This window comes from Mycobacterium colombiense (genome assembly GCF_003284975.1).
GTDB lineage: Bacteria > Actinomycetota > Actinomycetes > Mycobacteriales > Mycobacteriaceae > Mycobacterium > Mycobacterium europaeum_A.
The window spans coordinates 1-14611 of sequence record NZ_QMEU01000006.1 but is presented as its reverse complement, the minus strand read 5'-3'; the positions used below and the strand labels follow the sequence as shown (position 1 = coordinate 14611).

The 14611-nt window shown below is 68.9% G+C and carries 12 protein-coding genes and 1 pseudogene; 10 read left to right on the top strand and 3 right to left on the bottom strand.

Annotated elements, in window-relative coordinates; genetic code table 11:
- Window positions 1-170 precede the first annotated feature (170 nt).
- The 6 genes from DQP58_RS03910 to DQP58_RS03885 are packed head-to-tail and all read left to right on the top strand — an operon-like array spanning window position 171 to window position 7605.
- Window positions 171-1781, top strand: a complete 1611-nt coding sequence (locus DQP58_RS03910) for an SMP-30/gluconolactonase/LRE family protein (protein WP_112707194.1) — start codon at window positions 171-173, stop codon at window positions 1779-1781.
- Window positions 1781-2521: a GntR family transcriptional regulator gene (locus DQP58_RS03905; protein WP_112707193.1), complete on the top strand. Its 741-nt coding sequence runs from the start codon at window positions 1781-1783 to the stop codon at window positions 2519-2521. The genes DQP58_RS03910 and DQP58_RS03905 overlap by 1 nt, the downstream gene beginning before the upstream one ends.
- 21 nt (window positions 2522-2542) lie before the next feature.
- Window positions 2543-4168: an AMP-binding protein gene (locus DQP58_RS03900; protein ID WP_112707192.1), complete on the top strand. Its 1626-nt coding sequence runs from the start codon at window positions 2543-2545 to the stop codon at window positions 4166-4168.
- Entirely contained in the window at window positions 4161-4943 is a 783-nt protein-coding gene (locus DQP58_RS03895; RefSeq protein ID WP_082976136.1) for an SDR family NAD(P)-dependent oxidoreductase, read from the top strand. The genes DQP58_RS03900 and DQP58_RS03895 overlap by 8 nt, the downstream gene beginning before the upstream one ends.
- A complete protein-coding gene (locus tag DQP58_RS03890) occupies window positions 4940-6412 on the top strand; it encodes an AMP-binding protein (protein WP_205869327.1) in 1473 nt (490 codons plus the stop codon). The genes DQP58_RS03895 and DQP58_RS03890 overlap by 4 nt, the downstream gene beginning before the upstream one ends.
- A gap of 32 nt (window positions 6413-6444) precedes the next feature.
- The gene (locus DQP58_RS03885) at window positions 6445-7605 is read left to right on the top strand and encodes an NDMA-dependent alcohol dehydrogenase (RefSeq protein ID WP_112707190.1); all 1161 of its coding nucleotides are present in this window, start codon (window positions 6445-6447) and stop codon (window positions 7603-7605) included.
- Between the two features lie 27 nt (window positions 7606-7632).
- On the opposite strand, the gene DQP58_RS03880 is transcribed toward DQP58_RS03885, so the two are convergent.
- A complete protein-coding gene (locus DQP58_RS03880) occupies window positions 7633-8115 on the bottom strand; it encodes an SRPBCC family protein (protein WP_112707189.1) in 483 nt (160 codons plus the stop codon).
- Between the two features lie 66 nt (window positions 8116-8181).
- On the opposite strand from DQP58_RS03880, the gene DQP58_RS03875 reads away from it, so the two are divergent.
- Together DQP58_RS03875 and DQP58_RS03870 are read left to right on the top strand one after the other, a co-directional pair.
- The gene (locus tag DQP58_RS03875) at window positions 8182-8559 is read left to right on the top strand and encodes a nuclear transport factor 2 family protein (RefSeq protein ID WP_112707188.1); all 378 of its coding nucleotides are present in this window, start codon (window positions 8182-8184) and stop codon (window positions 8557-8559) included.
- A 43-nt stretch (window positions 8560-8602) separates the two neighbouring features.
- Window positions 8603-8827: a hypothetical protein gene (locus DQP58_RS03870; protein WP_112707187.1), complete on the top strand. Its 225-nt coding sequence runs from the start codon at window positions 8603-8605 to the stop codon at window positions 8825-8827.
- Window positions 8828-8897: 70 nt separating this feature from the next.
- Here the strand turns inward: DQP58_RS03870 and DQP58_RS03865 are convergent, their stop codons facing one another.
- Together DQP58_RS03865 and DQP58_RS03860 are read right to left on the bottom strand one after the other, a co-directional pair.
- Window positions 8898-9635, bottom strand: a complete 738-nt coding sequence (locus DQP58_RS03865; RefSeq protein WP_112707186.1) for a DUF899 domain-containing protein — start codon at window positions 9633-9635, stop codon at window positions 8898-8900.
- 27 nt (window positions 9636-9662) lie between these two features.
- Window positions 9663-10436, bottom strand: coding sequence for an SDR family NAD(P)-dependent oxidoreductase (locus tag DQP58_RS03860; protein ID WP_112707185.1), 774 nt, complete (start codon window positions 10434-10436; stop codon window positions 9663-9665).
- Window positions 10437-10594: 158 nt separating this feature from the next.
- Here DQP58_RS03860 and DQP58_RS03855 point away from each other — a divergent pair, with 158 nt between their 5' ends.
- Window positions 10595-11551 carry a sigma-70 family RNA polymerase sigma factor gene (locus DQP58_RS03855; protein WP_112707184.1) on the top strand — a complete coding sequence of 319 codons (957 nt, stop codon included), beginning with the start codon at window positions 10595-10597 and terminating at the stop codon, window positions 11549-11551.
- Between the two features lie 182 nt (window positions 11552-11733).
- Window positions 11734-14611, top strand: a pseudogene (locus DQP58_RS03850) (cation-translocating P-type ATPase); the annotation flags it as partial.

Here is a 14611-nt window from a genome sequence, read left to right as displayed (position 1 = left end):
AATCCTTTTTGTCCGGACAAGATATCGCATTCTGCCCGTTGGAGAACACTATTCCGATCGGTGGACTTCGCTGTCAAGGTCGGTTCGCCGCCCTTTGGCGGCTATTGTCTGGACTAGGAGGAGTTGATAGCGTCCAGCCCAAACGGCTGACGGAAGGACCTCGGCGAGCCATGCCCATCTCAACGCAGCCATCGCGGTACCCAGTGGCGCATCCCATCGACGTCGCCGAGGGCTGGGAGCTCGAGCGGGTCACCGCGCCCAGCCGGCTGTTCGGAGCCAACGGTCTGCGCACCGGCCCGGACGGTCGCATCTACATCGCCCAGGTGACCGGCAGCCAGATCAGCGCGCTGGACCACCGCACCGGGGAACTGGTGACCGCCAGCCCCAAGGGCGGCGACATCGTGGCGCCCGACGACGTCGCGTTCGACGCCGCCGGCAACCTGTACGCCACCGAGGTGATGGACGGCCGGGTCAGCGTGCGCGACACCGGCGGCCGAACGCGCGTCCTGCGCGACGACGTGCCGTCGGCCAACGGGATCACCTTTTACCGGGACCGGTTGTTCATCGGTGAATGCCGTGAAGGCGGACGGCTGCTGGAATTCGACCTGGCGGGCGGGCCGCCACGGGTGCTCTTGGAGAGCGTGCCCTCACCGAACGCGATGGAGGTCGGCCCGGACGGGCTGCTGTACTTCCCCGTGATGGGGGCCAACGAAATCTGGCGCGTCGACCCCGACGGGGGCGAATCGCAATGCGTGGCAACGGGCCTCGGCCTGCCCGATTCGGTTAAGTTCGACGCCCAGGGCCACATCGTCTCGACGCAGGTGGCAACCGGACAGGTGCTGCGCATCGATCCGCGCAGCGGCGAACAGCGCCTGATCGCCCAGCTGAATCCGGGGCTGGACAACTGCACCTTCGTCGGCGATCGGTTGTTCGTTTCCAACTTCACCGGCGAGATCACCGAGATATCGCCGGACGGCACAACACAATCCGTACTGGCGGGCGGCCTCAACTGGCCGCTTGATCTGGCGGTGGGCCACGACGGACAGCTCTACATCGCCGACGGCACGTACTTCTACGTCGCCCTGCCCGACGGGTCCCTGCACACCGCCGGGATGTTGTTCAGCCCCGGATACCCCGGATTCCTGCGCGGCGTTGCGGCGAGCGGGCCCGGTGAGTTCGTCGTGACGACCTCCGGCGGCCAAGTCGGCCGGTATCGGCCGGAGGCCAACGAAACTGAGGTGCTGGCAGACGGTTTCGACCAGCTCTACGGTGTGGCCCTGAGCCCGGGCGGCGTGGTGTTCGCCGAGCTGGGCACCGGGCGGGTGCTGTCGTGGCAATCCGGCGGCGTCGAGGTGCTGGCGACCGGGCTGCGCGACCCGGTAGGCGTCGCGATCGACGCGGACGGGTCCGCCCTGGTGGCGGAGGCCGGAGCCGGGCGGGTGGTGCGGGTGAACGGGTCGAGCCGAGACATGGTCGTCGCCGATCTGCAACGGCCGCAGGGCATTCTGGTGCGCGCAGACGTGCTCTACGTCGTCGACGCCGGCGCTAAGGAGCTGGTCGCGTTCGATCTGAGCACCAACGCGCGGCGCACCATCGCATCCGGTCTGCCGGTCGGCCCCCCGCCGGGTGTGACGCCCAAACCGCTGCGCGGGATGCCGCCGTTCTCCGGGCCGCAGGGCCCGTTCGCCGGCATCACCGCCGCGGGCGACGGGACGCTGTACGTCTCGGCGGACGGCGACGGCAGCGTGCTGGCCTTGCGCCCGACCCCGGGCGGTCCCTGATGCCCCAGGCCGTGGCCGGCGACCACCGCTACCTCCAGATCGCACGCACGCTGCGCAAGGAGATCGTCGACGGCGTCTACCCGGTGGGATCGCAATTGCCCACCGAACACCAGCTGTGCGAGCGCTTCGCGGTGAGCCGCTACACCATCCGCGAGGCACTGCGCCGGCTGCGCGAGGACAATCTGGTCGCATCCCGGCCGAGGGCGGGCACCCGGGTGGTACCCCGGCCGGCGTCGAGTTCCTATGCCCAGGACGCGATGTCGATCGACGACCTGCTCGCGTTCGCGGCCGGCGCGCAGCTGACCATCGAATCCAACGCGATGGTGACGATCGATGACGAGCTCGCCGCTCGCACCGGCCTCGAGGTCGGGTCCGAGTGGTTGTCGGTGCGCGGTTATCGGCAGGCCGACGGTGCCTCGGTGCCGATGTGCCGAACTGAGTACTACATCAACCGAAGTTTCGCCGCCGTCGGCAGGCTGCTGCAGCGCCACGTCGGCCCGATCTTTCCGTTGATCGAGGATCTGTTCGGCGTGAGCGTCGCCCAGTTGCACCAGGAGATCGCCGCCGTCCTGCTGTCACCCGAACTGGCCGACGGGCTCGGTGTGGAAGCGGGGACGGCCGCGCTGCAGATGCGGCGCACCTACACGACCTCCGACGGTGAGGTGGCGCAGGTGACGATCAACACCCACCTGTCGTCGAGGTTTCGGTACGCGATGACCATGCGTCGCGTGGATGATTAGGCCGCCCCGGATGAGGCCGCGGTGACCGCCCGGGCGCCCCACGACACGGCGCAGGCTTCGCAAGCATACCGGCGCGGGTTATGGGTGCACACCACGCTGGCCGACGCGCTGCGCGCGGCCGCCCAAGCCTCTCCCCGGCGAATCACCTTGGTGGACGGCGATACTCGGGTGGACTGCGCCACGCTCTACGCCCAGGCCAACGCGCTCGCGGTCGCCCTGTCGGCGCGCATGCCGACCGGCAGCGTCGTGTCGTTCATGCTGCCGAACTGGCACGAGGCCGCGGTCATCTATTTGGGCGCAACCCTCGCCGGGATGGTGGTGAACCCGATCCTGCCGTCGCTGCGCGACCACGACCTGCGCTTCATCCTCGACGATGCCGGCACCGCACTGCTTTTCGTCCCGGAAAGCTACGGCGGCCACGACTACGCGGCGATGATCGAACGCGTGACGAGGCCAATGAGCCGCGCGCCGGAGGTGGTGGTGCTGCGCGGTGACGCCGGTCCGCACACATCGTACGGCTCACTGCTGCAGCGGCCGCCCTCCGGCGCCGCTGCGCTGCCGGCGCTGGATCCCGACTCCGTGCGCATGGTGCTCTACACGTCGGGCACCACGAGTCGTCCGAAAGGCGTTCTGCACACACATAACTCGCTGCACGCGCTGATCTGCCAGATCCGCGACCATTGGATGATCGCGCCGGGTGACACGTTCCTGGTGCCGTCGCCGGTCGCGCACATCGGCGGCTCGATATACGCTTTCGAATGCCCGCTGCTGCTGGGCACCACCGCGGTGTTGATGGACCGATGGGACGCCGCGGAGGCGGTCACGCTGATGGACTCGCAGCGGTGTACCCACATGGCCGGGGCGACGCCGTTTCTGCAGCAGCTGCTGTCGGCCGCCGAGCGCGCCGGCACCCGTCTGCCGGACCTGAAGGTGTTCATCTGCGGCGGCGCGTCGGTGTCGCCGTCGTTGATCCGCCGCGCCGCAGGTTATTTCGATCGCGCGGTGATCACCCGGGTGTACGGCTGCACGGAAGTGCCCGTCGCGACCGTCGGCGCTCTCCGGCCCGACGAGGCCGGTGCCGCGGCGGACACCGACGGCCGGCCCGGCATCGCCGAGATCAAGCTCGTCGCCCACCAGACCGCGCCCACCGGTGACGGGGAGATCTGCGTGCGCGGCCCGCAGATGCTGCGGGGTTATCTTCATCCCGAGGACGGCGCCGAGTCTTTCGATGACGCAGGCTTTTTCCGCACCGGCGATCTCGGACGCTGGGTCTCATCCGGCTCGCAGGACGAGTACCTGGTGGTGACCGGCCGCGCTAAGGACGTCATCATCCGCAGCGGCGAAAACATTTCGGCCAAGGAGGTCGAGGACCTGCTCGCCGACCATCCGGGCATCGCCGAGATCGCGGTCGTCGGGCTGCCCGACGACCGTACCGGAGAGCGGGCCTGTGCGGTGATCGTTCCCACCGGTGTGGCGGCCCCGGATGTCGCGAGTTTGCTTGCGCTGTTGGTGAGCAAGGGCGTCGCCAAATTCAAAGCGCCCGAACAGGTCGAGATCTGGGACGCCCTGCCGAAGAATGACGCGGGCAAGGTTCTCAAGCATCGGATCCGGGCGGCCTTAACGCAGGAATTGACGAAGGATGGGTGAGATGCAGGTCGCGATCGTCACGGGAGCAAGCAGCGGTATCGGCTTGGGGTGCGCGACGAAGCTCGCCGAGATGGGCATGGCAGTGCTCGGGACGGGCCGCGACGAAGGTCGGCTGGCCGAACTGGCAAGGGCGGTCGGTGATCCGGATCGCGTCGCAACGCTGGCGGTCGACCTGACCGATGACGACGCGCCGGGCCGCATCGTGGACCTCGCGGTCGACCGCTGGGGCCACATCGACTTCCTGATCAACAACGCCGGAGTCGGTAGCCCCAAGCCGCTGCACGAGACCGACGACGAAACCCTGGACTACTTCCTGGGTTTGATGCTGCGGGCACCGTTTCGGCTGGCGCGCGACGTGTTGCCACACATGGGACCCGGGTCGGCGATCATCAACGTCACCTCGACCTTCGCCGTCGTCGGCGGCCTGCGCGGCGGCGCGTATTCGGCCGCCAAGGGCGGCCTGACCGCGCTGACCACCCACATCGCCTGCCAGTACGGCGCGTCCGGCATTCGCTGCAACGCCGTCGCCCCCGGGGTGACGGTGACGCCGATGGTGGAGAAGCGCTTGGAGGACGAGCGATTCCGCAAGATCAACACCGAGATGACGCCGCATCAGCGGTTGGGCCGCATCGACGACATCGCCAGCACGGTCGCCTTTCTGTGTTCGCCGGGTGGCAGTTTCATCAACGGCCAGACGATCGTCGTCGACGGCGGCTGGAGCTCGACGAAGTACCTCTCCGAGTTCGGGCTGTCGTCGCGGTGGACCGAGCGATGAATCTGTTCGCCATGCTCGACCAGGCCGCGAGCCGGTTCCCCGACCGCGGCGCGCTGTACGTCGGGGAACGCCGGGTGTGCACCTGGATCGAGTTGCGGGACCGGGCGTTACGGCTGGCCGCGTCGATCCGCGGGCAGCACGGCGCGGGCGCTCGTGTCGCGATCGCGGCCCACAACCGCCCCGAGATCGTCGAGCTGATGTTCGCGATCTGGGCGGCCGAATGTGTCGTCGTCCCGATCAACTACAAGCTGCATCCGCGCGAGATGGCACAGATCCTCGAGGACGCCGGCGCCGCAAGGGTATTCGCGTCGTCGGCCATCGGTGCCGAGCTCGCCCCGATGACCGCGGCGCCCACGGAAATCCTTGATTCCGAGGACTATTCGCGGCGGTTCGCCGCCGCCCCGGCGCGGCCGCCGCGCACGGACCCCTCGGCGCTGGCGTGGCTGTTCTACACCAGCGGAACCACCGGCCGGTCGAAGGGGGCGATGCTCTCGCACCGCAACCTCACGGCGATGACGGTCGCCCACCTCGCCGACATCGACGATCCGGACGAGAACTGCAGCCTGGTGCATGCCGCGCCGATGTCGCATGGGTCGGGACTTTACATCCTGCCGTACACGCTGCGCGGTGCGCGGCAAATCCTGCCCGCCTCGGGCGCATTCGATCCCGACGAGTTCCTCGCCCTCTGCGCACACCACCCGGGCGCCAGCGCGTTCCTGGCGCCGACGATGGTGCAACGGCTGGTCGATACGGGCCGCGGCCGCCCGGCCAATCTGCGGACGATCGTCTACGGCGGCGGACCCATGTACGTCGAAAGCCTGCGCAAGGCGATCACGGCGTTCGGCCCCATCTTCGCGCAGATCTACGGGCAGGGCGAATCACCGATGACCATCACCGGACTGCGCCGCGCCGATCACGAGTCGGACGACGACGCGATCCTGGGATCGGTCGGGTATGCGCGGTCGGGCATGGAGGTCGCGGTGCTGCGCGCCGACGGCAGCCCGGCGCCCGTCGGCGAGATCGGCGAAATCGTCTGCCGCGGCGACGCGGTCATGTCCGGATACTGGCACAACGACGAGGCGACCCGCGGCGCGCTCAACGACGGCTGGCTCTACACCGGCGATATGGGTTCGTTCGATGGGCGCGGTTACCTCACCCTGCGGGATCGGTCGAAGGACGTCGTGATCAGCGGCGGCAGCAACATCTACCCGCGGGAGGTCGAGGAGGTGCTGCTCGAACATCCCGGCGTCGCCGAGGCGTGCGTGGTTGGCACCCCCGACGAGGAGTGGGGTGAGGTGGTGGTGGCGTTCATCGTCGGCGCGGTCGAACCCGCGGCGCTCGACGCCCATCTACTGGAGCGCATCGCCCGCTTCAAACGGCCCAAGCGTTACGAATTCGTCGACGAGTTACCGAAGAACAGCTACGGCAAGGTGCTCAAGCGTGAACTACGGGCGAGCCTGGCGCGCTGAGCCCCCGCCAGGCCACGAAAGGGAGGTCGCAAATGAAATGTCGTGCCGCTGTCATCCGCGGGGTCGGCCAGGACTGGGACATCGAGGAGATCGAGCTGGACCCGCCGCACGCCGGTGAAGTCATGGTCCGGATGGCCGTCGCCGGAATCTGCCACTCCGACGACCATCTGTTCACCGGCGACGTGGTCCCGACGGCCGAGGCGATCGCCGCCAGCGGCCAGCCGGCGCCGGACTGGTTCCCGCTGCTCGGCGGGCACGAGGGTGCCGGTGTCGTCGAAGAGGTGGGGCCCGGCGTGGCGTCGGTGCGGCCGGGCGATCACGTGGCGCTGTCGTTCATTCCGGCGTGCGGCAGTTGCCGCTTCTGCGTGAACGGCCAGAGCTACATCTGCGACATCGGGGCGAGCCTGTTCGTCCGGGAGATGCCGACCGACGGAACCTGCCGGCGGCACCTGGGCGACGAAGACCTGCTGGCCTACGGGCAACTCGGCACGTTCGCCGAATATGCGGTGCTCTCGGAGAGGTCGGTCATCAAGATCGACGACGCGATCCCGTTCCATGCCGCCTCGCTCGTCTCGTGCGGGGTCAGCACCGGCTGGGGCTCCGCGACGGTCTCGGCGGGCACCGAACCGGGCGACACCGTCGTCGTCCTCGGCGCCGGTGGTGTCGGGATGAACGCCCTGCAAGGGGCGCGCGCCGTCGGTGCGAAGTACGTCGTCGCGGTGGATCCGGTTGAATCCAAACGGGATTCGGCCAAGATCTTCGGCGCCACGCACACCGCCGCCTCCGCGCAGGACGCGATACCGCTGGTGAACGAGATCACCGCGGGGCTGATGGCAGACCGCGTCGTCGTCTGCCCCGGCGTGGTGCATGTCGACTTGCTGCCGCTGGCGATGGCGCTGCTGCGCAAGGGCGGGGTCTGCGTGCTCACCGGCATCACCCCGTTCACCGAACCGCCGGTTCCGCTGGTGCTGCAGGAGATGACGCTGTCGGCCAAACAACTGCGCGGCGCGCTGTACGGCGGGATGAATCCGCGCACCAGCGTGCCGATGCTGTTGTCGCTGTATCAGGCCGGCGCGGTGAAACTCGACGAGTTGGTCACCCGCCACTATCGGCTCGACCAGATCAACGAGGCGATGGCAGACCTGCGGGAGGGCCGCAACATTCGCGGCGTCATCGATTTCGCCGGCGTGTGACCACGGGCGCGGACTCGTCCCAGCGGCTCAACCGGACTCGAAGTGCCTGCGGATGCCGGCCAGCATCTTGACGTGCGCCTTGACCGCTTCGCGGATGGTCACCCCGGCCAACAGCCGCGGGGTGGTGATCGAAATCCGCTCGGTGATCCGGGTGCCGCCGCCGACCGGATCGAAACTCACCGTGCCGCGCAACTGGACCCCGGGTGACTGGTCGGCCTCGGTCAGCACGTCGCCGCTGACGGGCACCCGCAGCCGGGCGTGATAACCGGTGCGAATGGTGAACGGCCCCATAGGGATCCGGTCGACGACGCGGTAGGCCTGGTGGTAGCCGTCGGGGGTTTCGCTGCGGGACAACGTTTTCACGGACACGATCAGCGGGTGCACGAGCTTGATGTTGTCCAGATCCACGTAGAAGTCGCGGACGGCGTCGGATGGCGCGGGCACGTGTTCGCTCAGTGTCCGGTCGGCGTGGACGAACAACAACGACAGTGCCCGCGAATGTAACGTCACGGCGACATTCTGCCGGTTTGTTCGCCGTGGCGTTACGCTCGGCGCGGGGCCGAGGATGGAGGCGTGATGGGCGACGCTGCGGAAGGTCAAGTCGTAGAGCGCTACCTGGAATGCCTGGCCGCGCACGACTGGGACGGACTGGCCGACACCATCACCGAGGGTGGCCTGATCAGGGAGGGGCCGTTCTGCGACGTGGTCGAGGGCAAGGCACGCTACGTCGCCTACTTGCGCAAGGTGTGCACCGGTCTTGAAGGGCATCGGTTGGAGGTGCGGCGGGTCTCGCGCGTGGATGCGCGGGTTTCCTACGCCGAGCTGTCCGAGACGTTCGAGATCGACAGCGTTGCGACCACGTGGCCCGAGTGCATCCTCTTCGAGCAGGGCGAAGATGGGCTGATCTCTCACGTCAGCGTGTACTTCAAGCAGCCGCAAGGCGATCGCACGTAACGGTCTATTCCCTCGCCTGCGGAATTGACCTAACGTGTCAGGAATGGAGGCAGATGAAACTCCGGAGTCGGTGCCGGTCGAGAAATTGCACTCGGGCGACCCGATCACCGATTGTGGTCAGCGGTACATAGTTCTCGAATCGAAATCCTTCAGCGATAGTTGCGTGGTGCTCGAGCTGGAGTCCAGGGTGGACCACCAGCTGCAGGTCATCGAGAAGTCGTTCCCGACCGGCTACCAGGTAGGCAGGGCGAACCACCGAATTCTGTAGCGAATTCCCATCGCCCGAATATTGCGCGAGTAGCCGGTCGACGGCTACCGCGCATTCGTGTTTTCGGGCTTTAGATTTCGCGAGGCGGCCGGATGTCGTTGGGATCGTTGGGGTCCGGCTCGCCGAACCAGCGCGACGGCTCGTGCATGCCGTACGCGTCGTGCCAGTCCCACCACTCGTACGGGGCGCTCTGCGGGTAGCCCTCCGGCGAATCCTCCCAGTTTTCCTGGCGCCCCAACGCGGTCATGTCGAGGAAGCTCCACGTGGTTCCGAGCGCCTCGTCGCCGCGGTTGTTGATGAAGTAGGTGCGGAACACCCGGTCGCCGTCGTGGATGAAGGCGTTGGTGCCGTGCCATTCGTCAACGCCGAAATCGCTGTCGAATTGATCGGTGATGGTGTACCACGGCATCTTCCAGTCCATCCGCGCCTTGAGTCGCTCGATGTCGGCCTGCGGTGCGCGCGAAGCGAACACCAGCGTGGTGTCGCGGGCATTGAGGTGGGCCAGGTTGCCGATATGGTCCGCGATCATCGAGCAGCCCCGGCACGCGTGGTCGGGCCAGCCGTGGATGTCGGGCCCGTAGAAGGCGCGATAGACGACGAGTTGTCGTCTGCCGTGGAATAAGCCCAACAGGTCGACCCTGCCCTCGGGCCCCTCGAACTCGTACCGCTTGTCCACGGCCGTCCACGGCATCCGGCGCCGCAGGGCCGCCAGCGCGTCATGGGCCCGGGTGAGCTCCTTCTCCTTGACCAGCAGTTCCTGATGCGCGCTCGCCCACTGCTCGGCGGACACGATCGGCGGTGTATTCATTGCCGTCTGCCTTTCCTCTCCGAGTTCTCAGGCCGCCAGCGGCGACAGGCCGGCGGCGGTGAGCAGGTACGCGTCATGGTCGGCGGCGGCGCCAGTGGCGATCTCGAGCACCGACTTACCGACCTGTTCGGCGGTGAGCGCGGGCCCGGCGGCCTGCACGAACGAGTCGACGTCGACGCCTTGCCGCTGGGCGTAGGCTGCGACGGCGGCGGCGCCCAGGTCGGTGGCCGGCGTCAACCGCGGCAACACGGCGGTGAAGCCGATCCCGAGGCCCGCGCGTTGCGATTCGGCGGCGGCGTAGCTGGCGATGAACCTGACGGTAGCCTTCGCGCCCGCATAGCCTCCAGACAGCGGTGATCCGTTCACCGCTGCGCCGCTGGACATCACGATCACCGAACTGTCCGGCGCCAGCGGCTGGCACACCGCGCGGCGAACCCAGTGAAACGCCTGCGCGACGTCGGTGTTCCAGTTCGCGCTGAACGTCTCCCAGGTCTGCTCCTGCAACGGCGCCATCGGCGGCGTCGCTCCGGCGCACAGCACCAGTGTGCGCGGCCGGTATTCGTCGATCAGCCGGTCGGCTGTGGCCGGGTCGGCGGCGTCAGCCACCACCGGGGTGAAGGCGTCGCCGAGCTGGGCGCGCACCTCCTCGAGTTGTGATCGGGTGCGCGCGACGCCGGCGACCCGTGCGCCGGCCGCCACCAACGCGGCGGCGATTGCGCGGCCGAATCCGCGGCCCGCGCCGGTCACGATGGCGGTGGTGTCGGCGAGCCCGTCGGCATGGGTGGTGCGGGACTGGTTCATCGTCGTTCTCTCTCTGCGGTGGGTGCTGCGGCCGTGGCAGCGTCTTCACCAATTCAGATACGGCGCGACGGCCGGATTCATCGCGTCCGGCCCGATGAGTTTCGGCGGCCCGGTGTCTCTAAGGGAGTAGGTTCTTCACCCACCGGAAGGAGAGGCTCGTGCCGGCGCAGGAGGATTTCGTCGAACAGGCGGCGCCTTTTCGTGCCGAGCTGATCGCGCACTGCTACCGCATGCTGGGTTCGGTGCACGACGCCGAAGACCTGGTCCAGGAGACGTATCTGCGGGGCTGGCGCGGCTATCGGGCGTTCGAGGAACGCGCGGCGTTGAAGACGTGGCTGTACCGCATCGCCACCAACGCCTGCCTGCGGGCGCTGGAGAACCGCGCCCGGCGCGTGCTGCCGATGGGGGTGGGCAACGGATCGGTCGACCCGGACGCCGATTTCGACGCGAAGGCCGGCGCCCACGCCTGGCTCGAGCCGATTCCCGACGCGATGATGTTCAAGAGCCCGGAAGACGATCTGACCGCAAAGCAGAGCGTGCGGCTGGCCGTGATGACCGCCCTTCAAGAGCTTCCGGCGCGGCAGCGCGCCGTGCTGATTCTGCGCGACGTCGTACAGTTCAGCGCCGCCGAGGTTGCCGAGCTTCTCGAGACCACGCCTGCGGCGGTCAACAGTTCGCTGCAGCGCGCCCGGGCCCACCTCGCCGAACTCTCGCCCGCCGAGGAGACCATGTCAGAGCCCGGCGATGCCGAGCGCCGCGAATTGCTCGACCGGTATTGCGCCGCATTCGAAAACGCGGACATGGCCGCGCTGACCGCGCTGCTGCAAGCGGACGTCAAGCTCGAAATGCCGCCTATGCCAGTGTGGTTCACCGGCCGAGACGCCGTGCTGCGGTTCCTGGCCGGACGCGCCCTGGCCCCGCCCGGCGACGTTGTGATGATCCCGACAGCCGCGAATGCGCAACCCGCCGTTGCCGAATACCGGCGTGGCGCCGATCAGACGATGCGGGCACATTCGATTCACGTCTTGACCACCGGTGTTACCGGGGTCGCGAGCATCACCGTCTTCCTCGACGCCGGGTTGTTCCCCACGTTTGGTTTGGCGGCAACCCGGTAACCTCTGAGCAGGGACGCAATCGCACCCCTTGCTCTCTGAGGGAGGCCCGACCTGCATCGGCTCGCATCGGCTCGCGTCGTCTGCGGTGTCCTCGCACGGTTTTACCTTCCCGGCCCACGTGTGGACAGGTCCTCCACACGTCAGGATCATTAGGCGCGGTAGACGTAGTTGAAGGGTGACGAGTGAAGATTCCCGGCGTTTCCAGCGTCGTCGCCGGCGTAGCCGGCGGAGCCGCGCAGGTGGTGCGGGCCGGAGTGTCCACCGCGGCGGGCGCCGCTGGCGCGCTGCAGACGTTGGCCAGCCCGGTAACCGACCTCGCCGGCCCGGTCATTCAGTCGGTTGCCCAAACGACGGGCCGCGCGATCGGACTGGACGGTTCGTCCGGCGGCTCCCCCGCCGCGATCCTGCCGCCGGTGCGCTGGCACAGCGGGCACCGGGTGCACCTGGATCTGGATCCGCTGCTGCCTTTCCCCCGCTGGGGCGAGTACGCGGCCGTCGTGGAGGAGCCGGTGCGCCGGATCCCGGGTGTGGCCAAGGCGCATGTCGAGGGCGCGCTGGGCCGCCTGGTGGTGGAGCTGGCCGACGACGCGGACGGCGACGCCGTCCTGGACGAGGTGCGCGCGACCGTGTCCTCGATCGCCGCCGACATCACCTGGTCGAAATCGGAGCCGCAACTGCCTTCCGCGCCCTTCGCGGACCCGGGCAACCCGCTGGCGATTCTGGTGCCCCTGACCGCGGCGGCCATGGACCTCGTCGCCGTGAGCGCCGCGGTCACCGGTTGGGTGACCCGACTGCCCGCAGCGCCCAAAACCACCCGGGCCGCCGCCGCGCTCATCAACCATCAACCGCGGATGGTCTCGATCTTGGAGGCGCGGTTGGGTCGCGTGGGCACCGACATCGCGCTCGCCGCGACCACGGCAGCCGCCTACGGGCTAACCCAAACGGTCGGCACGCCGCTGCTCGATCTGGTGCAACGCAGCCTGCAAGTTTCCGAGGCGTCGGCGCACCGTCGCGTGTGGCAAGACCGCGAGCCGCAGCTGGCCTCCCCCGACCGCCCGCAGGCTCCGGTGGTCCCGGTCATCTCGTCGGCCAAGTCGGAGCTGCCCCGGCACAGCTGGGCCGCGGCGGCCGCCGGTGAGGCCTCCCACGTCGTGGTCGGCGGCACCATCGACGCGGCGATGGACAAGGCGAAAGGCTCGATGGCCGGGCCGGTGGAAAGTTACGTCGATTCGGCGGCCAACGGCTCGCTGATCGCCGCCGTCAGTGCGCTGGTCGCCGGCGGCGGCACCGAGGACGCGGCCGCGGCCATCGAAGCCGGGGTGCCCCGGGCCGCGCACATGGGCCGTCAGGCGTTCGCCGCGATCCTGGGACGCGGGCTCGCCCATTCCGGGCAACTGGTCCTCGACCCGGGCGCACTGCGCCGCCTGGACCGGGTCAAGGTGGTCGTCATCGACGGCGCCGCGCTGCGCGGCGATCATCGCGCCGTCTTGCGGGTCCGCGGAGACGCTCCCGGTTGGGACGACGACCGCGTCTACGAGGTGGCCGACGCGCTGCTGCACGGCGAAGAGGCGCCCGAGCCCGACCCGGACGAATTACCCGCGACCGGCGCGCGTCTGAGATGGGTTCGCACCCAAGGTTCTTCGGCAACGCCCGCGCAGGGTCTGGAAAGCGCGGATCTGATCGTCGACGGCGAATGCGTGGGCAGCGTCGACGTGGGCTGGGAGGTCGACCCGTACGCGATTCCGCTGTTCCAGACCGCGAACCGCACCGGCGCGCGGGTGGTGCTGCGCCATGTCGCGGGCACCGAAGATCTCACGGCCAGCGTCGGGACCACGCACCCGCCGGGCACGCCGCTGCTTAACGTGGTCCGGGATTTACGCGCCGACCGGGGACCGGTGCTGCTGATCACCGCGCTACATCGGGACTTCGCCTCCACCGACACCCTGGCCGCGCTCGCGATCGCCGATGTCGGTGTGGCCCTTGACGATCCGCGTGCCGCCACGGCGTGGACGGCGGACATCATCACCGGCACCGATCTGGCCGACGCGGTGCGCATCCTCTCGGCGATCCCGGTGGCCCGCTCGGCCAGCGAGTCGGCGGTGCACCTGGCGCAGGGCGGCACCACGCTGGCCGGACTGCTGCTGGTCACCGGCGAGGAAGAGGCCAGCACCAGCCCGGTGAGCTTCCGGCGCTGGCTCAACCCTGTCAACGCCGCCGCGGCCACCGCGCTGGTGACGGGAACCTTCTCGGCCGCCCGGGTGCTCCGGCTGCCCGACCCCACACCGCAACCGCTGACCGCCTGGCATGCACTGGATCCCGAGATCGTCTACTCGCGGCTGGCCGGCGGCGCGCGGCCGATGGCCGTCGAAACCGAGCCGTCCTGGCGGCGGCGCCTCGACGACCTGTCGTACAGCCCGGCGCTGCAACCGCTGCGCAAGCCGTTGCACAACGCGGTCCGGCTGGCGTCGGCCACCCGCACCGAGCTCGCCGATCCGCTGACCCCCATCCTGGCCGTCGGCGCGGCGGCCTCGGCGATCGTGGGCAGCAACATCGACGCGTTGCTGGTCGCCGGCGTCATGACCGTCAACGCGATAACCGGTGGGGCGCAACGGCTTCGGGCCGAATCCGCCGCCGCGGAGCTGTTCGCCGAGCAGGACCAGCTGGTGCGCCGGGTGGTCGTTCCGGCCGTCGCGACGACCCGCCGCCGGCTCGAGGCGGCCCGGCACGCGACCCGCACGGCGACGGTATCCGCCAAGTCGCTGCGGCCCGGCGACGTCATCGACCTGGCCGCGCCCGAAGTGGTGCCCGCCGACGCGCGCCTGCTGATCGCCGAAGACCTCGAGGTCGACGAGTCCCTGCTGACCGGCGAATCGCTTCCGGTGGACAAGCAGGTGGATCCCGTCGCAGTCAACGACCCCGACCGCGCCAGCATGCTGTTCGAGGGCAGCACCATCGTCGCCGGGCACGCCCGGGCGATCGTGGTCGCGACCGGGGTCGGCACCGCCGCGCACCGGGCGATCTCCGCGGTTGCCGACGTCGAGACCGCGGCCGGGATTCAGG

Excerpts from the sequence above, each read along its gene's own strand:
- DQP58_RS03905 (WP_112707193.1), top strand. The coding sequence starts at position 1,781 with ATGCCCCAGGCCGTGGCCGGCGACCACCGCTACCTCCAGATCGCACGC.
- DQP58_RS03890 (WP_205869327.1), top strand. The coding sequence starts at position 4,940 with ATGAATCTGTTCGCCATGCTCGACCAGGCCGCGAGCCGGTTCCCCGAC.
- DQP58_RS03885 (WP_112707190.1), top strand. The coding sequence starts at position 6,445 with ATGAAATGTCGTGCCGCTGTCATCCGCGGGGTCGGCCAGGACTGGGAC.
- DQP58_RS03860 (WP_112707185.1), bottom strand. The coding sequence starts at position 10,436 with ATGAACCAGTCCCGCACCACCCATGCCGACGGGCTCGCCGACACCACC.
- DQP58_RS03895 (WP_082976136.1), top strand. The coding sequence starts at position 4,161 with ATGGGTGAGATGCAGGTCGCGATCGTCACGGGAGCAAGCAGCGGTATC.
- DQP58_RS03875 (WP_112707188.1), top strand. The coding sequence starts at position 8,182 with ATGGGCGACGCTGCGGAAGGTCAAGTCGTAGAGCGCTACCTGGAATGC.
- DQP58_RS03870 (WP_112707187.1), top strand. The coding sequence starts at position 8,603 with ATGGAGGCAGATGAAACTCCGGAGTCGGTGCCGGTCGAGAAATTGCAC.
- DQP58_RS03865 (WP_112707186.1), bottom strand. The coding sequence starts at position 9,635 with ATGAATACACCGCCGATCGTGTCCGCCGAGCAGTGGGCGAGCGCGCAT.
- DQP58_RS03910 (WP_112707194.1), top strand. The coding sequence starts at position 171 with ATGCCCATCTCAACGCAGCCATCGCGGTACCCAGTGGCGCATCCCATC.